Annotated in this window: 22 protein-coding genes and 1 riboswitch; of the genes, 20 read left to right on the top strand and 2 right to left on the bottom strand. The window is 42.0% G+C overall.

All coding sequences use genetic code 11. From position 1 onward, the window contains the following. Nucleotide 1: 1 nt before the first annotated feature. The 4 genes from ACQKL0_RS15170 (at nt 2) to ACQKL0_RS15155 (ending at nt 5,126) form a co-directional block, all read left to right on the top strand. Nucleotides 2-1,564: an aldehyde dehydrogenase family protein gene (locus ACQKL0_RS15170; protein ID WP_427688404.1), complete on the top strand. Its 1,563-nt coding sequence runs from the start codon at nt 2-4 to the stop codon at nt 1,562-1,564. A gap of 54 nt (nt 1,565-1,618) precedes the next feature. Further along, a riboswitch (yybP-ykoY riboswitch) is annotated at nt 1,619-1,719 on the top strand. Between the two features lie 88 nt (nt 1,720-1,807). Continuing rightward, nucleotides 1,808-2,572, top strand: a complete 765-nt coding sequence (locus tag ACQKL0_RS15165) for a TerC family protein (RefSeq protein ID WP_402956070.1) — start codon at nt 1,808-1,810, stop codon at nt 2,570-2,572. A gap of 371 nt (nt 2,573-2,943) precedes the next feature. Next, entirely contained in the window at nt 2,944-3,687 is a 744-nt protein-coding gene (gene sigI, locus ACQKL0_RS15160) for an RNA polymerase sigma factor SigI (protein WP_402867930.1), read from the top strand. Beyond that, a complete protein-coding gene (locus ACQKL0_RS15155) occupies nt 3,684-5,126 on the top strand; it encodes an anti-sigma-I factor RsgI family protein (protein WP_427688402.1) in 1,443 nt (480 codons plus the stop codon). Before sigI ends, ACQKL0_RS15155 begins: the two co-directional genes overlap by 4 nt. Nucleotides 5,127-5,174: 48 nt before the next feature. Here the strand turns inward: ACQKL0_RS15155 and ACQKL0_RS15150 are convergent, their stop codons facing one another. Next, nucleotides 5,175-5,372, bottom strand: a complete 198-nt coding sequence (locus ACQKL0_RS15150) for a small, acid-soluble spore protein, alpha/beta type (RefSeq protein ID WP_402867932.1) — start codon at nt 5,370-5,372, stop codon at nt 5,175-5,177. Between the two features lie 226 nt (nt 5,373-5,598). Between ACQKL0_RS15150 and ACQKL0_RS15145 the strand changes: the two genes are divergently transcribed. From ACQKL0_RS15145 to ACQKL0_RS15080, 14 genes are all read left to right on the top strand, one after another. Then, nucleotides 5,599-6,951 carry a TrkH family potassium uptake protein gene (locus ACQKL0_RS15145; RefSeq protein ID WP_427688400.1) on the top strand — a complete coding sequence of 451 codons (1,353 nt, stop codon included), beginning with the start codon at nt 5,599-5,601 and terminating at the stop codon, nt 6,949-6,951. A gap of 176 nt (nt 6,952-7,127) precedes the next feature. Next, entirely contained in the window at nt 7,128-8,465 is a 1,338-nt protein-coding gene (locus ACQKL0_RS15140; protein ID WP_427688398.1) for an ATP-binding protein, read from the top strand. Between the two features lie 141 nt (nt 8,466-8,606). Beyond that, nucleotides 8,607-9,776 carry an acyl-CoA dehydrogenase family protein gene (locus ACQKL0_RS15135; protein WP_427688567.1) on the top strand — a complete coding sequence of 390 codons (1,170 nt, stop codon included), beginning with the start codon at nt 8,607-8,609 and terminating at the stop codon, nt 9,774-9,776. After that, nucleotides 9,773-10,546 carry an SDR family oxidoreductase gene (locus ACQKL0_RS15130; RefSeq protein WP_407408058.1) on the top strand — a complete coding sequence of 258 codons (774 nt, stop codon included), beginning with the start codon at nt 9,773-9,775 and terminating at the stop codon, nt 10,544-10,546. The genes ACQKL0_RS15135 and ACQKL0_RS15130 overlap by 4 nt, the downstream gene beginning before the upstream one ends. Before the next feature lie 33 nt (nt 10,547-10,579). After that, nucleotides 10,580-12,190, top strand: coding sequence for a long-chain-fatty-acid--CoA ligase (locus ACQKL0_RS15125; protein ID WP_427688396.1), 1,611 nt, complete (start codon nt 10,580-10,582; stop codon nt 12,188-12,190). A 74-nt stretch (nt 12,191-12,264) separates the two neighbouring features. Next, nucleotides 12,265-12,828, top strand: coding sequence for a TetR/AcrR family transcriptional regulator (locus ACQKL0_RS15120; RefSeq protein ID WP_407408055.1), 564 nt, complete (start codon nt 12,265-12,267; stop codon nt 12,826-12,828). 26 nt (nt 12,829-12,854) lie between these two features. After that, on the top strand, nt 12,855-13,742 hold the full coding sequence (locus ACQKL0_RS15115; RefSeq protein WP_402956082.1) for a 3-hydroxyacyl-CoA dehydrogenase family protein: 888 nt from the start codon (nt 12,855-12,857) through the stop codon (nt 13,740-13,742). Continuing rightward, a complete protein-coding gene (locus ACQKL0_RS15110) occupies nt 13,739-14,518 on the top strand; it encodes an enoyl-CoA hydratase/isomerase family protein (RefSeq protein WP_407408052.1) in 780 nt (259 codons plus the stop codon). Before ACQKL0_RS15115 ends, ACQKL0_RS15110 begins: the two co-directional genes overlap by 4 nt. Nucleotides 14,519-14,535: 17 nt before the next feature. Beyond that, nucleotides 14,536-14,937: an acyl-CoA thioesterase gene (locus ACQKL0_RS15105; RefSeq protein ID WP_402867940.1), complete on the top strand. Its 402-nt coding sequence runs from the start codon at nt 14,536-14,538 to the stop codon at nt 14,935-14,937. Nucleotides 14,938-14,967: 30 nt separating this feature from the next. After that, nucleotides 14,968-16,026: a phosphotransferase family protein gene (locus ACQKL0_RS15100; protein ID WP_402867941.1), complete on the top strand. Its 1,059-nt coding sequence runs from the start codon at nt 14,968-14,970 to the stop codon at nt 16,024-16,026. A 4-nt stretch (nt 16,027-16,030) separates the two neighbouring features. Continuing rightward, a complete protein-coding gene (locus tag ACQKL0_RS15095; protein WP_407408049.1) occupies nt 16,031-16,792 on the top strand; it encodes a 2-phosphosulfolactate phosphatase in 762 nt (253 codons plus the stop codon). A gap of 34 nt (nt 16,793-16,826) precedes the next feature. Next, nucleotides 16,827-17,606 carry an SDR family NAD(P)-dependent oxidoreductase gene (locus tag ACQKL0_RS15090; protein WP_402867943.1) on the top strand — a complete coding sequence of 260 codons (780 nt, stop codon included), beginning with the start codon at nt 16,827-16,829 and terminating at the stop codon, nt 17,604-17,606. Between the two features lie 14 nt (nt 17,607-17,620). Next, nucleotides 17,621-18,400, top strand: coding sequence for an enoyl-CoA hydratase/isomerase family protein (locus ACQKL0_RS15085; protein ID WP_427688394.1), 780 nt, complete (start codon nt 17,621-17,623; stop codon nt 18,398-18,400). 15 nt (nt 18,401-18,415) lie between these two features. Next, entirely contained in the window at nt 18,416-19,393 is a 978-nt protein-coding gene (locus ACQKL0_RS15080; RefSeq protein ID WP_427591045.1) for a quinone oxidoreductase family protein, read from the top strand. Between the two features lie 50 nt (nt 19,394-19,443). On the opposite strand, the gene ACQKL0_RS15075 is transcribed toward ACQKL0_RS15080, so the two are convergent. Next, nucleotides 19,444-19,779, bottom strand: coding sequence for a DUF3905 domain-containing protein (locus ACQKL0_RS15075; RefSeq protein ID WP_427591046.1), 336 nt, complete (start codon nt 19,777-19,779; stop codon nt 19,444-19,446). A gap of 120 nt (nt 19,780-19,899) precedes the next feature. Here ACQKL0_RS15075 and ACQKL0_RS15070 point away from each other — a divergent pair, with 120 nt between their 5' ends. Together ACQKL0_RS15070 and ACQKL0_RS15065 are read left to right on the top strand one after the other, a co-directional pair. After that, nucleotides 19,900-20,058, top strand: a complete 159-nt coding sequence (locus ACQKL0_RS15070; RefSeq protein ID WP_402867950.1) for a hypothetical protein — start codon at nt 19,900-19,902, stop codon at nt 20,056-20,058. Beyond that, entirely contained in the window at nt 20,059-20,199 is a 141-nt protein-coding gene (locus ACQKL0_RS15065; RefSeq protein WP_402867952.1) for a hypothetical protein, read from the top strand. Nucleotides 20,200-20,226 lie beyond the last annotated feature (27 nt).

The raw sequence follows: 20,226 nt of genomic DNA, 5'->3' as shown, positions 1-20,226 counted from the left end.
TATGGAAGAACTACATAAAAAGTGGGAAGTGTATTCTCCGGCAACAGGAAAGAAAATAGCGGAACTTGATGAAACCCCACTGGAGTCCATTCCTCAATTATATATAAAATCAAGGCAGGCTTTTCTGAATTGGTCTAAACTACCCATCGCCGAACGCTTGAACTATTTAAAGCGCCTTCGTTTATTGATGGTGGAAAAGATGGATGAACTAGCAGAAACGATTTCGAAAGATACGGGGAAGGTCAAGATAGAAGCGCTTGTGGCTGATATCATGCCAACGATAGATGCGATCAAGCATATTGAAAAACATGCTGCAAAAGCCCTTTCGAGGCAGAAGGCATCAACCCCACTCATGTTAATTGGTAAGAAATCCTATATTGAATATATGCCACGTGGGACGGTCCTTGTCATTTCACCTTGGAATTATCCTTTCCAACTGGCGATGGTGCCGATACTGAATGCCTTAATTGGTGGAAATACGGTCATTTCCAAGCCTTCAGAGGTGACCCCTTTAGTGGGTATAAGCATGGATGACTTGTTTCAAGAAGCTGGATTTCCGGAGGGCGTCATTCAATTTGCCCATGGCGGAAAAGAGCTAGGGGCAGCATTGACGGAACAAAAACCCGATTATATATTTTTTACCGGCTCTGTAAGGACCGGTAAAATTATCGGTGAAGTGGCGGCTAAACAATTAATCCCCACTACGCTCGAACTTGGTGGAAAGGATCCGATGATCGTATTTGGTGATGCCAATTTGGAACGTGCTGTAAATGGGGCACTTTGGGGAGCTTTTACTAACAGTGGACAGGTGTGCATGAGCGTGGAAAGGGTTTATGTGGAAAGGACCGTTTATAAAGAGTTTCTGTCCTTGCTGAAGGAAAAGACGACTGCTTTAAGGCAGGGTACACAATTAACGGACGATGTTGGTTCGATGACGTTCCCGGCCCAGCTTGATATCGTTGCAGATCACTTGGATGATGCACTGAATAAGGGAGCCATCATGGAATCCGGCAGCACGCCGCATGACTGGAAAAAAGGAAGTACTTATTTCATCCCACCGATTATTTTGTCCAATGTCGATCATTCGATGAAAATCATGAATGAGGAAACATTCGGCCCGGTTCTTCCTGTTGTGCCATTCGATAGTGAAGAAGAGGCGGTTCGTCTTGCGAACGACAGTCAATATGGACTTAACTCAAGCGTATGGAGCATGGATGAGGAAAAAGCGAACCGGGTGGCCCGTCAGTTAGTGACAGGAGCGGTGACCATCAATGATGTCTTGATAACCGTTGCCAATCATGGACTGCCGTTTGGCGGGGCAAAGCAAAGTGGTATTGGCCGTTATCATGGGGAACAGGGAATGCGGATATTCTGCCATGAAAAAGCGATCATGCAGGATAAAGGGAAAAAGAATTCGGAAATCCAGTGGTATCCTTATGAAGGGAAATACCCAAGATTTTTATCGCTGTTCCAACATTACTTTTCAGCCAAGACCAATTGGATCAAATTTGGAAAAGAATATATGGAATTATTAAAGATTTCCAAAGAAAAACGAAAAAAATGATTGTTATTTTTGCGGGTAGCACGTATACTACTAATATACTTAATAACTGATTTTCCTTTAATCAAAGGGGAGTAGCGTTAGGGTTCGCCCTAAAACAAAGTCGTCATTACGTGAATGGAGACATTCATCGGCTTTGTTGACATGATTTCATGTTCAGCAAGACCTTTGCCTATACGGCAGAGGTCTTTTTATTTTGCCAAATGCCGATAGGGAGGAAAATACAAACTATTGGAGGTAAAATATATGGAAGTATCATTATTATTGGAATATGGATGGGTCCTTCTTATCTTGGTCGGACTTGAAGGGATACTCGCTGCTGATAATGCAGTCGTCATGGCTGTCATGGTTAAGCATTTACCAAAAGATCAACAACGGAAAGCTTTGTTTTATGGATTGTTAGGAGCTTTTGTTTTCCGTTTTGCAAGTTTATTCCTGATTTCTTTCCTTGTCGACGTATGGCAAGTTCAAGCACTCGGTGCGCTTTACCTTCTCTTCATCGCTTTTCAGCATCTTTATAAGAAATATGCTGGTAAAGGTGAGGCTGAAGTCAAGAAACCTAAGAAACAATCCGGCTTCTGGATGACCGTCGTCAAAGTAGAAGTAGCGGATATTGCATTTGCCATTGATTCGATGCTGGCAGCCGTTGCATTAGCTGTTACACTTCCTGCTACAGGTTGGATGAAGGTCGGTGGAATTGACGGAGGACAATTTGCTGTCATGTTCCTCGGCGGGATGATAGGCTTGGTCATCATGCGTTTTGCTGCTAATGGATTCGTGAAGTTGCTTCATCAACGTCCATCACTTGAAACTGCAGCCTTCTTGATTGTAGGTTGGGTAGGGGTTAAATTGGCCGTCTACACGCTAGCTCATCCTTCCCTTGGCGTCTTGGAACAGCATTTCCCTGAATCAACCCTTTGGAAGTCAATTTTCTGGGTTGTATTAGTTGGAATCGCGGTTGGTGCTTGGATCATTTCGAGTAAAAAAGAGAAACAAATTCAAGAAGTATAAAAAATGTCAGGCGTGAAAGTCACGCCTGACATTTTTTGTGCAATGAAAATTAATCATTTTGTGGAAAATGACCGCGTTACCCACAAAAAAATAATCCTATTTTCGAAATTTATGCTTAAGAGTCAAATATTAAATTAAAGTAATAAAAATGACAAATGTCCTATGAAACCATTAGAAAACTTCGATTTTTTTATTGAACTGTAACTTTAATGTAATAAACGAGAAAAAACTAAGCATTTTATCATGTTATATCGAAAATTTAATCTGTGATTTTCGGAAAATAGGTCTTTTGGAACTGTCATTTAGGCTTGCTCCCCTTAAGATTAAGATGTTGATGCATTATTTTGCATCAATAGGAGCGAGGTGAACAAATGCTTGGTTTGTTGTTTACAGCATTCAAAAAAAAGCGTTCTTTAGAATCGACCGTCTTGAAAATTCAACAAGGCGATTTAAGCCTTCGAAATGATACCATAGAATCATTCAAGCCTTTTATAGCTAAAACCGTCTCATCCGTTTGCAGACGTTACATATATGAAACAGATGATGAATTCAGTATTGGATTGATTGCATTTAATGAAGCAATCGATAAATATTCTCCTGAAAAAGGAAGTTCGTTACTGGCATTTGCAGAAACCCTTGTTAAAAGGAGGGTTATTGACTATTTGCGGAGCCAGTCAAGACGTAAAGAAATGACTGTGGATCTTGCAGTGGACGAAGAAAATAACCAAAACCAAAGTTATTTCGATGATAAAAATTCCATACAAGAATATGAAAAGCAATTGGAATCAGAAAAAAGAAGTGAAGAAATTCATCTTTACATAAATGAATTAAAAGATTTTGGTCTGTCGTTTGACGATCTTGTCGAAGTTTCTCCGAAACATGCTGATGCTAGGAAAGGAGCAATCATGATAGCTAAAATGCTAATGGAAGATGACGAGTTAAAAGAAATCCTGTTTACCAAGAAACGTCTTCCTGTTAAGCAGCTAGAGGGTAGGGTGGAAGTGAGTCGAAAAACAATTGAACGGAACCGAAAGTATATCATTGCTGTGGCCATAATACTGAATGGGGATTTCCTGTACTTGAACGAGTATATTAAAGGGGTGATTAATGGATGAAAAAAGGAGTTGTTCTTTCTATAAATAAACGTTTTGTCACTCTTTTAACCCCTGAAGGCGAGTTCTTAAAAACTAAAAGGAAAGCCCGGCCCTATAAAGTAGGAGAGGAAATTACCTTTTCGACTGTTAAACCATCGTTTAATTTTTCTTTATCTACCTTTCATTTTTCAGCAAAGAAAACCGTCGTACTCAGCTTGACATCCAGTTTTCTTATTCTCATTTCCCTCCTTCCGTCATTGTTTTCTGACCATGTCTCGGCTTATATGACGATCGATGTGAACCCAAGTATTGAATTGGAACTTAATGATGAACTGGAGGTTCTCAAGCTCACTGGACTTAATGGAGATGGGAAGTTGGTGATTAGGGAAATTTCAAACTGGAAAGGCAAGAATGTTAAAACGGTCACGAATCGTATCGTGAAGACCACAAAACAACTTGGTTATTTGAAAGGGAAAAAACAAATTGTGGTTTCAACAACTTTATTGGATGAGAATAAAGAACTGGATAAGAACCTAAAATCAGAAATTAATAAAATCTCAACTCAGGATAATATCGCCCAAACAAAGCTGAAAGTTATCCCAGCAACAGAAAGTGACCGCAAACACGCAAGGGAGCAGGGGATATCTACCGGAAAATATGTGGAAAAGAAGCTCGAGAAAAAGGAGAAGGAAAAAGGGGACACAAGGAAACCGGTACAGGGAAGTAACGCGAATCATTCAAGACACAGTGAAAATAATAGTAGCAAACGTGAATTACATAAAAAAGAAGCCGGAACAATACCTGAAAAAAATAAAGAGCTCGAGCAAAAGGAAAAAGCGGTAAAATCTTTAAGGGATTCAGTAGAAGAGTCAACCAGAAAAAAGGAAGAATCGCCTCAGAAAAAACAAAAGGTGAATAATCCTAAAGTAAAAGCACCAAAGCAGGAGCCATCAAAGCCACAGCCACAAAAGGAAAAAGCGTCAAGGCCACAGCCACAAAAGGAAAAAGCGTCAAGGCCACAGCCACAAAAGGAAAAAGCACAAAAGCCAAAGTCACAAAAGGTGAAAGCAGCAAAGCCACAGCCACAAAAGGAAAAAGCAGCAAAGCCACAGCCGCAAAAGGAAAAGGCAGCAAAGCCAAAGCCACAAAAGGTGAAAGCACAAAAGCCACAGCCGCAAAAGGAAAAGGTAGCAAAGCCAAAGCCACAAAAGGTGAAAGCACCAAAGCCAAAGCCACAAAAGGTGAAAGCACCAAAGCCACAGCCGCAAAAGGAAAAAGCAGCAAAGCCACAGCCGCAAAAGGAAAAAGCGCAAAAGTCACAGCCACAAAAGGAAAAGGCGTCAAGGCAGCAACTGCCAAAGGAAAAAGCACCGAAACAACCACCCCATAAAGAAAAAGCAACAAAACAAAATAGTGAACATTCCCCTAAGAAAAATGAAATCGATTTTCACCATAAATAGAGCCCAGCTAATAGCTGGGCCCTTATCCATTATATTCAGTTAGGTTAATTATTGACCTTTAAGCTGAGATTGTGCCTGCTGGACAAGTCGTTTTGTAATTTCTCCACCAACCGAACCATTTGCTCGGGCTGATGTATCTGAACCCAATTGAACACCGAATTCTGAAGCAATTTCATATTTAATTTGATCTAATGCCTGTTCAATTCCAGGCACAAGAAGTTTATTGCTGCTACTATTATTAGCCATTTTATTTTCCCCCTTATTGGTTCAGCGGTTTTTCCGCTGTAATTATAGTATGAGTAAAACGGTTGTTTTTACTTATAGGACGGATGTCAAATTTATTGGTAAACCTACCTTATTGTTGTAAGTAAGTCAGTTCCTAAAAGGTAATGGAAAAATCATCGAAAAAAGAGTACACTAAGATAGATTTTGTAACAATCATCGATTACGTAGAGTAAGAAAGGAAAACTGCATGGTTGCTATTAAAAAGCTATTATCAAAATTAACGCCAGCCCAACTTATCGTTGGTTATTACTTTATGGCCGTCAGTATTTCTACAATACTGCTTAGTTTGCCAGTTGCTCTAAAACCTGGAGTGAGATGGGGATTCATGGATGCACTTTTCACTGCGGTTAGCGCAGTAAGTGTGACAGGATTAACCGTAGTCAATACAGCTGACGTATTCAGTAACACGGGCTATTTCATCTTAATGTTCGTTCTCCAATTTGGCGGAATTGGCATAATGACACTTGGAACTTTTTTTTGGTTGATTTTAGGCAAGAAAATTGGGATCAAAGAAAGACAGCTGATCATGACTGACCAGAATCAGACTAATCTTTCGGGTCTTGTTAAGTTATTGATTCAAATTATAAAGATTTTTGTCGTAATTGAATTAATTGGAGCTCTTATTTTAGGTGTTTACTTCCTGAATTATTATCCAGATTGGAAGGCAGCCTTGGTAAATGGACTCTTTTTAGCGGTCAGTTCCACTACAAATGCTGGTTTTGATATTAGTGGTGTATCCATGATCCCTTTCAAAGGCGATTATTTCGTCCAATTTATCACGATTATCCTCCTGATTCTTGGGGCAATCGGATTTCCGGTCTTAATCGAATTAAAAGAGTTTTTGTCGAATAGTTCGCGTAGTTATAAGTTTCACTTTTCCTTGTTTACAAAGCTGACCTCGGTAACTTTTTTTGGTCTTATCATTGGAGGCAGCATTCTTATCTATTTCCTTGAAATCAAGGGATTTTTTCACGGAAAAAGCTGGCATGAATCACTTTTCTACTCATTATTCATGTCGTCGAATACGAGAAGTGGTGGCCTTTCCACGATGATTGTTAGCGAGTTTTCGGAACCGACCTTATTACTGATGAGCATTCTAATGTTTATTGGAGCATCGCCTAGTTCTGTAGGTGGTGGCATACGGACGACGACCCTTGCTATCATGATTCTCTTTTTGTGGAACTTCATGCGGGGGAGAAAGTCCATTAAAGTATTCAAAAGGGAAGTGCATCCTGATGATACCCGAAAAGCAACGGCTGTCATGATAATGGGTTCCCTGCTATGTATCCTGGCGATTTTCGTTTTGACTATAAGCGAGAACTTCACTTTGATGCAGATCATTTTTGAAGTTTGTTCCGCTTTCGGTTCAGTAGGCCTTTCGATGGGCATTACTCCGGAATTGAGTAATGTGGGCAAAGTTGTCATTATGATAATTATGTTTATTGGTCGGGTTGGAATTACCTCCTTCCTCTATATCATCGGTCATAAAGAAGTTACAGAGAACTACCATTATCCTAAAGAGCGTGTCATAATTGGCTGATTATTAAATAATAAAGATGAACCTTTCCGTTATTGGAGAGGTTTTTTTGGTTAATAGCAGGAATTGCGGATATTTTATGGAATTTTACTTTAAAGAGATTGTTTACCATATATAACCAAACCTTAAGCGAATCGGACAATAAATAAAATTATATTGTAAGTATGGGAGGTGTAAGGTTGAATAGCTATGTTGGCAGACTGGTTGTCCCCACCCTATTTTCCGCATTGCAACTACCCTATATAGTTTGGCTTTACGCTGAGTCACGGAAAGTCCCTGTAGTAGGAATATTCTATCTTGCCATTATTGCTGTCGTTGCATGGTTGTTAGGAGCCGTCTATGATAAAAAGCAAAGGACCATTGAATTGTTGAAAGATAGCGAAGGACGTTATCGCATTATTTCTAAATCCTCTAAAGAGTTGCTTAACAGCTTCAATGAAGTGATTTTTAAAACGGACGAAAAAGGGAAATGGCAATACTTGAATCCAGCATGGAAAATGATGAGCGGAAGGACTGTCAATGAATCACTGGGTCTCCATTTTTCCAAAGAAATAGATAAGACATCTTATCATCGTATTTTGAAAGCGTTTGCAAATTCCTTCCGTGAAGGAAAGCGATATTTCCGTGTCGACATTAAAATGAATAATCGAAATAATGAAGGGTCTTGGGTAGAAGCATTCGTTAAATTAGTCTATGACGACGGAGGTGAATTCATTGGGACGGCGGGCATATTATCGGAAATCAATGAAAGGAAACATGCAGAAGAAAAACTTGTAAGCCTGAATGAACATTTGGCCATTACCTCCAGCAAGTTATCTACAGCTGCCCAACTTGCAGCTGGTATTGCCCATGAAGTCCGAAATCCTATGACTTCCATTTTGGGGTTTGTAAAATTAATCAAAGATGGGTCTGAAAACAAACAGGAATATTATGACATAATTTTCTCAGAAATTAACCGGATCGAGCAAATCCTCAATGAATTATTGTTACTTTCGAAGCCTAGTAAAACTGAATTTTCGGAAAAAAATCTAATCGGTATTTGCAATCATGTATTAACGTTGTTGGAGACAAATGCTGTTCTTAATAATATCCAAATTCATAAAAACTTTGATGAAGACCCGATTTTAATTTACTGTGATGAAAATCAAATCAAGCAGGTACTAATTAACCTTATAAAAAATGCGATTGAGTCCATGGCGAATGGTGGTAACATTTTTGTCAATATTCAAGAAAAGGATCACGAGGTTTCAATAGGCATACTGGACGAAGGGGAGGGAATACCAGAACACTCGATTCAAAAAATTGGCGAACCATTCTTCACGACGAAATCGTCAGGTACGGGGTTAGGTCTTTCTGTATGTTTCAAGATCATTGAAAATCATGGGGGAAAAGTGTTCATAACAAGTGAGAGAGCAAAAGGAACGAAAATTGTTTGTATCTTTCCTACCTGCAAAACCAGTGAAAAAAAGGAGGTACCTTTTAAAAAAATGAATCAATTTTCAGAAAATAAAATTTAATTATTGAAAATATTGTAAAAATAATAATATAATGGAAAATAATGAACATACCGACCAGTTAGTTAGTAAAAGGGAGGAATGAATGTGAATTTCGAACACACTCAAAAAGTGAAGGACTTAGAAAAAAAGTTAATCGGTTTCATGGAACAACATGTCTATCCAAATGAGGCCGTCTATCAAAAGGAATTAGAAAAGCAAGACAGTCGCTGGAGTGCCATACCGCCCATTTTATCTGAATTGACGGGTAAAGCGAAGGAAGCTGGACTTTGGAATTTGTTTTTACCTGATAGTGAACACGGAGCAGGTTTAACCAATCTTGAATATGCACCACTTTGTGAAATCATGGGAAGATCCATGATAGGACCCGAAATATTCAACTGTAATGCACCGGATACGGGAAATATGGAAGTTTTGGTTCGTTATGGAACGGATGAGCATAAAGAACGCTGGCTTAAACCCTTGCTTGCCGGGGAAATAAGGTCTTGTTTTTCGATGACTGAGCCTGAAGTGGCCTCTTCCGATGCAACTAATATTGAATGCAGAATTGTAAGGGAAGGTGATGAATACGTCATCAATGGTCGAAAGTGGTGGTCATCTGGGGCTGGAGATCCGAGGTGTAAAATTGCCATTGTCATGGGTAAGACCAATGCCGAAGCACCCAAACATGAGCAGCAATCGATGATTCTGGTGCCGCTAGATACACCCGGCGTCAAAATTGAACGTATGCTTTCTGTTTTTGGTTATGACCATGCTCCACATGGACATGCTGAAATCACATTTACTAATGTCAGGGTCCCTTCTGAAAACATCCTCTGGGGTGAAGGGAAAGGATTTGCCATTGCTCAAGGAAGACTCGGACCTGGCAGGATCCATCACTGCATGAGGCTAATCGGTGCAGCTGAAAGAGCACTTGAAGAATTATGTAAGCGCATACAAGAACGTGTAGCATTCGGTAAGCCTTTGTCGAAACAGGGGGTGATCATGGAGTGGGTGGCCGATTCGAGGATTGAAATTGAACAAGCCAGACTTTTGACTTTAAAAGCTGCTTATATGATGGATACTGTTGGAAATAAAGAAGCGAAAGCTGAAATAGCCATGATAAAGGTAGTAGCTCCCAATATGGTATTGAAGGTGATAGACCGTGCAATCCAAGGCTTTGGTGCTGCAGGGGTTTCAGGTGACTTCCCGCTTGCTGCCCATTGGGCCAATGCTAGAACATTGCGGCTAGCGGATGGCCCAGATGAGGTACACCGTCAACAGGTGGCTAAAATCGAACTTCGTAAGTATCAAAAGGATGAGGTGAAAATATGAAAATAACCGAGTTATTCGACTTAACTGGAAAGACGGCGATAATTACTGGCGGTGGAAGGGGATTGGGCGAACAGATAGCGACCGGTTTTGCCGAGGCTGGGGCCAATGTCGTCCTGTGTTCAAGAAAGAAGGCCGCATGTGATGAAGTTGCAGCCCGCATGGAGGAACTTGGCGTAAAGGCGCTTTCCTTTAAATGCGATATCACAAATCCTGCCGACGTACAAGAAGTCGTGAATGAAACGGTCCGGAAATTTGGCTCCATCGATATCTTGGTGAATAATAGCGGTGCATCCTGGGGAGCATCGGCCATCGACATGCCCCTTGAGGCCTGGAACAAAGTGATGAATGTGAATGTAACGGGTACCTTTATCATGTGCCAGACTGTTGGCAGGATCATGATTGAGCAGGGATATGGAAAAATCATAAACATCGCCTCGGTTGCCGGTCTGGGCGGTACGAATCCAAACATACTGGATGCCGTTGGCTATAATACGAGCAAGGGAGCGGTCATAACCTTGACAAAAGATTTAGCCGCTAAATGGGGTCAACATAATATCAACATAAATGCGATAGCCCCGGGTTTCTTTCCCACAACCATGACGAAAGGCGTGCTAGCTAAAGGGGAAAGTCCTATTCTCGATTCCACTCCGCTCAAAAGATTAGGCAACGAGGATGACTTGAAGGGTGCTGCTGTATACCTCGCCTCAAAAGCTTCAGATTATGTGACGGGCAATATCCTGATTGTTGATGGCGGTTCTCATGTCATGTAGAAAATAGAATCAAAAATGGCTGGAGGGTATGTAATGAATAATAAAAGATGGCTGTCCGTTTATCCTGATTCAATCTTGAAGGAAATTGAAGTCCCTGAAGTCCCGGTGCAACAGATCCTCCAAAAGGCATTTGAGTCTTATCCAGGCAACACAGCGATCACCTTTTATGGGAGAAAGATTTCGTACAAAGAGCTCTTCTTTGCATCACAGGCTTTTGCTTCCGCCCTTCAAAAAAAGGGAGTGCAAAAGGGTGATCGAGTTGCCCTCATGCTACCTAACTGTCCTCAATACGTTATCGCCTATTATGGGGCCTTGACGGCAGGAGCAATCATTACCCAAGTCAATCCAATGTTGGTCGAAAGGGAGCTTCAGCAAATTCTACAGGATTCGGGAGCCGAGACCATTGTCGTTTTAGATGGATTGTATCCAAAAGTGAAGAGCGTACAGCCTAATGGGAATGTGAAAAATGTCATTGTAGTCAGTCTCCAGACATCTGAAGCAGATTTTCAACCCGATGTTGCTTTTGACCAGTTTTTGAAAACGGGTGACGGTAACATAATCCCTGTTTCATTTGATTCTGTAAATGATATAGCCGTCCTTCAATATACAGGAGGAACAACGGGACGATCCAAGGGTGCCATGCTGACGCATCGCAACATTTTGGCCAATGTCATTCAGTCTTATGAATTTTTTAAACATGAGTTAAAAATGGGAAGGGAACGAACGTTGACGGTCATCCCGCTTTTCCATGTGTTTGGGATGCAGTCTGCAATGAATTTGTCCATTTATACTGCGGGGGATTCGATTATGCTCCCTCGTTTTGAAATAGAAGAAGTACTTGAAACAATCAAGCGTGAACAGCCAACTACTTTTCCAGGTGTACCGACAATGTACGTCGCTTTGACGAATCATCCTAAAGCCGAAGAATACGGCATGGATTCTATACACCTTTGTAATAGTGGCAGTGCACCGATGCCCGTTGAGTTGCTTCGTGAATTCGAGAGGAAATCAGGTGCGAAGATATTGGAAGGATATGGACTTTCGGAAGCATCCCCAACCACACATTGCAATCCGGCGTTTGCTGAAAGAAAGCCAGGGAGCGTGGGGATTGGTTTCCCATCGACGGATTATAAAGTAGTGGACCTGGGGGAGGGATTGAGTGAAGTATCACCAGGAGAATTGGGAGAACTGGTGGTTAAAGGCCCACAAGTGATGAAAGGGTACTGGAACATGCCGGAGGAGACAGCGGTCACATTGAGAGATGGATGGCTTTATACGGGGGACATCGCCAAAGTGGATGAGGATGGATATCTCTATATTGTAGATCGGAAAAAGGATTTAATCATTGCTAGCGGATATAACATTTATCCGCGTGATGTGGAAGAGGTACTTTATGAGCATCCAGCCGTCCAGGAAGCGGTGGTAATCGGAGTTCCAGATGCGTATAGGGGAGAAAGCGTAAAAGCGGTACTTGTTCTTAAAAGTAACCAGGAAACCAGCGAACAGGAAATCATCGATTATTGCCGGAAAAACTTATCGGCTTATAAAGTCCCTCAATTAGTTGAATTTCGAGATGCACTTCCAAAAACAAATGTCGGGAAGATTTTAAGGCGCGCTTTAAGAGAAGAAATGACTAGGAAATAAGAAGAGGCATGATTGTACGAAAGCCTATGGTATCAATTCAACTGATAGTTTAACAGAATGCGGGGATTACACACATGAAAGATAAAATGACGGAACATGGCATACGCTTATTCGAACAGAAAGGCTTCAGCGAAACGTCCATTCAGGATATTGTCGAATCGGTAGGGGTGACAAAAGGAACGTTTTATTATTACTTTACAAGTAAAGAACAGCTACTGATGGATATTCATCTCGCTTATATCAATGAACTGCTAACTGGGCAGGAAACGATTCTTCAGGATACTAGTAAAGGATGTAAGGATAAGCTGTTCGATATGGTTTATATGCTTTTAAAAAGCATCAAGTCCAAAAAGTCGAGTGCAACCATCTTTTTCCGCGAAATGAAAAACCTCAGCAAAGATAAATTGGATCAAATCCTTCCGAAGCGGGATGAATTCCGCAATAAAATAGAAGGATTGTTGATAGAGGGGGGCAAACGGGGGGAATTCCGTTCTACTCTTGATACCTCTATTATCTCATTTGCCATTTTGGGTGTGGTCAATTGGAGTTATCAATGGTTCGACCCTGATGGAAAAAAGACAGATCGGGAAGTAGCCGAAATATTCATGGAAATGATTTTACATGGAATTAATGAATAAACGAGTTAAAAAGGGAGGGTGACTCAATGTCGACCAATAAGATACAGTCGATATCGGTAATCGGGGCAGGACAGATGGGACATCAAATTGCGATGCTTGCTGCCCTAGGCGGATTCAATACGGTATTACAGGATGTCCAGGACACTGCTTTGCAATCGGCAAAGGAAAAGTTAGAGGCAATCATGAATAAATGGGTGCAAAAAGGAAAGCTGAGTGAAGACAGTAGATTGGCAGCCTTCACCCGTCTTCAATTTACGACCGATTTGAATAAAGCCGCCAGCAATGCCGATTTGATTATTGAGGCAGTAGTCGAAAAAATTGAAGTGAAGCAGGAAGTCTTCGCTAAGCTAGAGCAATTTGCACCGGCAAACACCATTTTTGCGACAAATAGTTCGACTATCGTGAATAGTTTACTTTCCGGGGTGACGAACCGTCCGGATAAGTTCATCAATATGCATTTCTTTTTCCCGCCTCTTGTCATGGATTGCGTGGAAGTGGTCATGAGTGATCAAACATCCGAAGAAACAGCGAAGCTTGCATTAGAAGTCACGGAGAAAATGAATCGGACAGGCATTTTACTACGCAAGGAAATTTCCGGGTTCGTCGCAAATCGCATATTGGGGGCGTTGCAACGGGAAGCCCTTTATTTATATGAAGAAGGGATAGCGGATTATAAGGACATCGATTTGATTTGCCGTAAAGCTTTAAGTCACCCCATTGGCCCATTTGAATTGATGGATTTGTCTGGTATTGATGTGGGTTACTACGTTATGCAGCAACGTTATAAAGAAACAGGTAATCCAGAAGATAAACCTAATGCCTGTATAGAGGAAAAGGTGAAACAAGGTAATTTAGGAAGGAAAACTGGAAAAGGCTGGTACGACTATACAAATCAAGGAGTGAAGAATGTATGACAAACTTAGTGAGAGTGGAAAAAGAAAATCAGCTTGCGATTGTGACAATTGATAATCCGCCGTTGAATGTGATCAGCAGACAGGTATTTCAAGGGTTGTCCGAAGTTTTCACACAACTTAAAGATGATAATGAAATTGTTGCCGTGCTCATTACCGGGTCTGGAGATATGGCGTTTGCCGCAGGTGCGGACATAAAAGAATTCCCACAAATGATGGGCAATCCAAATATGAAGGAGACGGTAAGAGAAAGCCATGGGGTTTTAACTCAGATTGACCAATTTCCTAAACCGACCATCGCTGTTTTGAATGGAATGACTTTAGGGGGTGGATGTGAATTGGCACTGGCTTGTGATTTGCGCGTGGCCGAAGTAGGCGTGCAAATCGGTTTACCGGAAGTGAAATTAGGGTTATTTCCAGGAGCTGGGGGCACGCAGCGTTTGTCGAGACTTGTAGGAAATGCTAAAGCAAAGGAAATGATCTTTACTGGAGATCCACTTTCTGCTCAGGAAGCAGAAAAAATTGGGCTCGTCAATAAAGTCGTGGATGAGGGAAGCGCATTAAACGAGTCTAAAAAGTTGGCATCCCGAATGACGAGGCATTCATTACAGGCCCTATCAAGGATTAAGAAGGCCATCGATGAAGGGAGCGAATCGACACTTGAACAAGGGTTGGAGCTTGAAACGAATCTTTTTGAGGAAATCTTTCAAACGGAAGATGTGAAAGAAGGAGTTGCAGCATTTTTGGAAAAGCGGAAACCCGCGTTCTCCCATCGCTAAAAATTAGGAGGTATATTATGCATGAACTAAATGTAAACGTGCGTTTTTCTGAAACGGATGCATTGGGACATATCAATAACACCAGCTATTTTATTTATCTTGAAGAGGCCCGGATGAAATTCTTTGAAGCGCTGGGATTGGCCTCGAATATCGAAGACTGGAATTTCTTACTTGCTTCGACAAAATGCGATTTTATTACCCAAGGGTACTTTAACCAACTCTTATCCGTTCGAACTTATTTGACTAAGGTAGGGACGAAAAGCTGTGAGATGAGCCATGATATTATTTGTTCGCAAACGGGAGAGACCATCGCAAAAGGAACGGCGATATTGGTTTGCTTTAATTTCGGGGAACAAAAAAGCGAACCCATTCCTGAAACGATTAAAGAAAGATTAGTCTCGCATATTGTCCATAGCTAGTTTACTAAAGTACGAGGGGTGAAGGGAACGATGGATGATACCATTCCTGTTCGTTCAGGGGAGGAGCTCGGTGTTAAAAGACTAGAGGCATTCCTCCAGGAAAAGATAGTGGATTTGCCAAATGATCCATTGGAAGTGCAACAGTTCTCGACAGGATATTCCAATTTGACCTATCAACTTAAAGTCGGTGAGTGGGAAGCAGTATTGAGGAGACCTCCACTTGGTCCGGTCGCTCCAAAAGCCCATGATATGAAACGGGAGTACCATATTCTTTCTTCCATCCATCCGTATTTTCAAGCAGCGCCTGAACCCATCCTGTTTTCGGATGATGTCTCGGTTGTGGGCTCCCCTTTTTTTCTAATGGAAAGAAAACATGGAATAGTAATAGATTCCAAGTTTCCTAAAGATATTGTCCCGACTGTGGAAAAGTGCCGTCAACTATCCACTATTATGGTGGATCAGCTTGCGGATCTTCATTCCATTCCATATGAAAAGACGGGATTAGCTCAAATTTCAAAGCCTGATGGATTTATGGAGAGACAGGTACACGGGTGGATTTCCAGATATGAACGGGCAAAGACGGATGAAATCAAGGAAGTGGGACCGCTCGTTGCTTATTTACAAAAGAATATGCCGCGTTATAGTCAAACCTCGATCATTCACTATGACTTTAAGATCAATAATGCGATGTTCAACCAGAATTTAAGCGAGATGGTCGGTCTTTTTGATTGGGAAATGTCGACGGTCGGTGATCCGCTGGCTGATTTAGGCGTTGCCTTAAGCTATTGGACGGAAAGTGGCGACCCAGAAATGGTCAAATCCGGTTTGGGCCAAGCATCGCTTACTACTATGGATGGTTTTTTATCAAGGAATGAATTTATCGAAGCCTATGCTGTGAGAAGCGGTAGAGACGTTTCTACCATCGATTATTATTTGACATTTGGCTATTTCAAGTTAGCTGTGATTCTTCAGCAAATCTATTATCGGTATGAATTGGGGCAGACCAAGGATATACGCTTTTCTTCATTGGGGAAAATGGTGAAAAGTTTAATTACTCATGCTGCCCACGTAGCCGCAAAGGAAGCCTGATTAGATGAAACAGACGATGCAGCATATACACTTGCTATTGAAAAAAGAAGAAATCAACAGGGACAAGCTTCTAGATGGGGAGAAAGTCGCCATCGTACTAGATGTGCTATTAGCAACCACGACCATCGTGTCTGCTCTTCATAATGGAGCGGAGCAGGTAATCCCTGTCCTGAGCCCTGCCGATGCCGAATTGAAAAGCAAAGATATGACTCAAGGGGAATGCCTCCTTGCCGGGGAAATGAGGGCCCAACCTATTGAGGGCTTCATCTATCCGAGTCCGACGCTGTTGAATAAGCTAGTTCAGGGTAAAACGCTTGTCTTATCGACAACTAATGGCACAGTGGCCCTACAAAAATCAAGTTCGGCCAAAAAGGTGTATATTGCCTCTTTACTGAATAATCCATCCGTTGCAGAAAAAATCAAAAACGTTCACCAAACGGAAACCATTGTTATTGTGTGTTCGGGCAATTCGGGTGAATTCAGTATGGAAGATTTTTATGGGGCCGGCCATTTGATTCATTGTTTGGTCAATGGGACACAAGATGCGTTCCTGTTAAATGATGCAGCGAAAGCAGCATGTGCCTTTTATAGCACGAATATCAACAGTGCCTTTGAAATCCTCCAAACTTCGCATGTTGGTCAGCTGTTTGAAAATCATGATTTAAATGGCGATTTGAGGTTGGCAACTCAAAAAGGGTCGATAACCCTTGTTCCGGAGTTGATAAATGGAAAAATACAAACTGTGAAGAATAGGCAGCAGAGATAAAGGGTCGATAAGGTAAGAAGAAAGGTGTGAAACAATGAGATTCTCACAATCCATTGCTGTAATAACAGGTGCGGGTTCGGGTATTGGGAAAGCGACAGCATTAAGGTTAACGGATGAGGGTGCACAGGTTTTATTAGTAGGAAGGACGAAAAGGAAGCTGAAAGAAGTGGCGGCTGAGATCAATGCCCGCCATACTATCCCGCTGGCTGACATTTTTCCTGCTGATGTTACGGATGAGGAAGACGTTAAAGAGCTGGCCATGTATGTTACCGAACAATACCGGGATCTTCATATTTTGATAAACAACGCGGGAGGATCGAGGTCCTCCAAACTTTTAGATACCTCCACAGAAGTATGGGATATGATCCAAGATGTCAATTTGAAAAGTGTCTTTCTTGTCTCAAAATATTTAGGGAAGGTGATGAAAGAAGCGGCAAGCCATGAACTTGACTCTGCCGGCAATCGGGCCATCGTCAACACGGCCTCACTATCCGCCCATCAAGCAGGGGCCCATATCCCGCATTACAGTTCTGCTAAAGCTGGTGTACTTAGTCTGACGAAGTCATTGGCACTTGAACTGGCTCCATACGGAATCCGGGTTAATTCGGTATCACCGGGATTCATTGAAACTCCATTAACGGAGGATGGCTTGCAGAATGAGAAATTCCTGAAGTCGATACAAAGAAACACGGTCCTCGAAAGAGTAGGGAAGGCAGAGGAAATCAGTAACGTCATCGCATTTGTCGCTTCACCTGAAGCCTCATACATGACAGGCACCGATATCTTAGTGGATGGTGGATGGTTAATCAAATAAAGGGGGATGAAGACATGTTAAGAGAACATTTATTAACGGAGGTTTCCAATCATGTATTGCTGGTGACTTTGAACCGCCCTGAAAGCTTGAATGCCTTTAGTCCGGATATGATAGCGGACTTAACCAATACGATTGTTGATGTTCGGCAGAATTCTCAAATAAGAGCCATCGTAATCAGGGGAGCCGGACGGTCATTCTCCGCCGGAGGGGATGTCAAATCGATGGGCCAGGCCACTGCCGTACAAATGTATGACCATGTCGGTAAACTGAATGATTGTATATTGGCGATGGATTCCTGCGAGGTTCCCATAATCGCCGCGGTACACGGATTTGCTGCAGGGGCCGGTTTTAATTTGGCACTTGCTTGCGATTTAATCGTGGCTGCAGAGGATAGCCAATTTGCTATGAGTTTTTCAAAGGTAGGGTTAATTTCGGATGGAGGTGGTTCATACTTTTTACCGAAATTAGTGGGCCCGCATCTTGCCAAACAACTCTTTTTCTCGGCCGAACCTTTTTCGGCCGAGCGTTTACATCAGTTAGGCGTTATCAATCATGTATTTCCATTGAATCAACTTGAAGAAGAAGTGTTAAAGATAGCCGACAAGCTGGCACATGGGCCAACAAAAGCCTATGGAATGATGAAAAAACTTGTGAGTCATTCGTTTACGGCTTCACTTGAGGAAATTCTTGAACAGGAACGGATTACCCAAACCCTAATGGGGACAACTGAAGATCATATAGAAGGGGTTACTGCATTCAAAGAGAAACGAAAGCCGAAATATACGGGGAACTAATAGAGGGGGAAGAAGATGAAAGCCATACAATTTGAAGCCTACGGTGGACCTGAAGTTCTAAAGTTGACAGAAAAGGAAAAACCGACGCCTACCGGATATGAAGTATTGATTGAAATTGACTGTGTCGGGGTCAACTATGCCGATACAGCCCGGCGGGAAGGGCAATATGTCGTACCAACGCCGCTCCCGTTTATTCCAGGTGCAGAAGTGGCAGGGGTTGTGGTGGAAGTAGGAGAAAAAGTAACCAAGATCAAGGCTGGAACTAGGGTTGTGAGTTTGATTGAATCAGGCGGCTATTCCGAATATGCCTTGTCCAATGAATTCTCCGCAATTCCATTACCGGATGAAATCTCTTTCCATGACGCGGTTGCTTTACCCCTACAAGGGCTAAGTGCGTATCACATCTTAAAGACGATGGGACGCCTGCAGGCTGGGGAAGTGGTACTTATCCATGCAGCAGCCGGGGGCGTTGGGACGCTTGCTGTCCAGCTTGCAAAGATTTTCGGGGCAGGGAAAGTAATTGCCACAGCTAGCACCGAAGAAAAATTGGAACTCGCAAAAGAGATGGGGGCGGACGTACTCATTGATTATACGAAAGAGGGATGGGAGCTCGAAGTGAGAGAGGCGACAGACGGTAAGGGCGTGGATGTTGCCCTTGAAATGGCAGGAGGGGACATTTTCAATAAGACCCTGAAATGTCTGGCTCCTTTTGGTCGCATAGTCGTTTTTGGCAATGCTAGTCGTGAGCTATATACGATGAATCCTCAGAATTTAATGCGCCGTAATCAATCCGTCATAGGTTTTTTCCTACCCCAGATCATGAAAAGGCCGGATTTGCTTGTACCGAGTATCGAAGAGCTTTTCTCTTATGTAGCCTCAGGTAAACTAAAGATGACCATCGGAGGTATTTATCCAATCGAACAGGCAGCGGCGGTTCATGAAGAAATGAACGCGCGTCAAACGAAAGGGAAATTGATTTTGCAGATTAAATAAGGAAAGAGGGTGTCCTGGAAGTTTCAGGATACCCTTAAATTTGCGAGAGCTTAATCCGTTTCGGAGCTGACATCTTTATCGGGATGGAAAAAAGGGGCTTGAGGATCTCGTTTGGCTTCTAATAGTTCCCGATTTTCAGTCGAGTTCCAGCCAATATCATTTGTCGGGTGGACCCATTCATCACCAGCCATGATTTCCGGGTCTGTATCCTCATTCCAATTTTCAAGCGGTGAATTGTCTGAGGCGTACTTACTGTCCCCGATGACCACTCCATACTCATTCACAAATGGTGCTTCTGGTTTTATTCCAGTGTTCTTGAAGCTAGGTGCATTGATTTGATGTGGCTGAGTATCTGATAAAATTGGGTTATCGAGTTTTTTCTTCATTATATCCTCCTCCGTTTTTAGTCTTAATGTACGCGAATGACGATATATTATCCGTGAATAATTTTGAACGGAATTACCCCATTCTATAATGTTAACTTTTTTTATAGAGGTGGAATGAAAATGAAAAGGAAAGCCAATGTTGATGGGGCTGTAAAAGCCAGTAAAACGCCGAAGAAGAATCAAGGAATAGATGAATTTTCAAATGAATTTGCAGCCGATGAAAATGTCATGAAGGGTGCAAACCGTAACTCTAAACAAGGCAGAAAAGGAAGAAGTTAAATGAATAAACAAACACGTAAACAACCAGAGAAAAAAGATAAGGCCCAGTACGTACGAACGGAATTCGGTATGGAATTTAGTGAAGATATGAATGCAACCGAGATCTATGAAATACTGGCCGCGAAAAATAACAAAAAGTAAATAAGGACGGACCCCACAAACAGGGGT

It is taken from the genome of Peribacillus sp. NPDC097264 (genome assembly GCF_050277925.1).
Taxonomy (GTDB): Bacteria; Bacillota; Bacilli; order Bacillales; family DSM-1321; genus Peribacillus.
The sequence above is the reverse complement of the archived record's forward strand: the minus strand, read 5'-3'. Positions and strand labels throughout refer to the sequence as shown.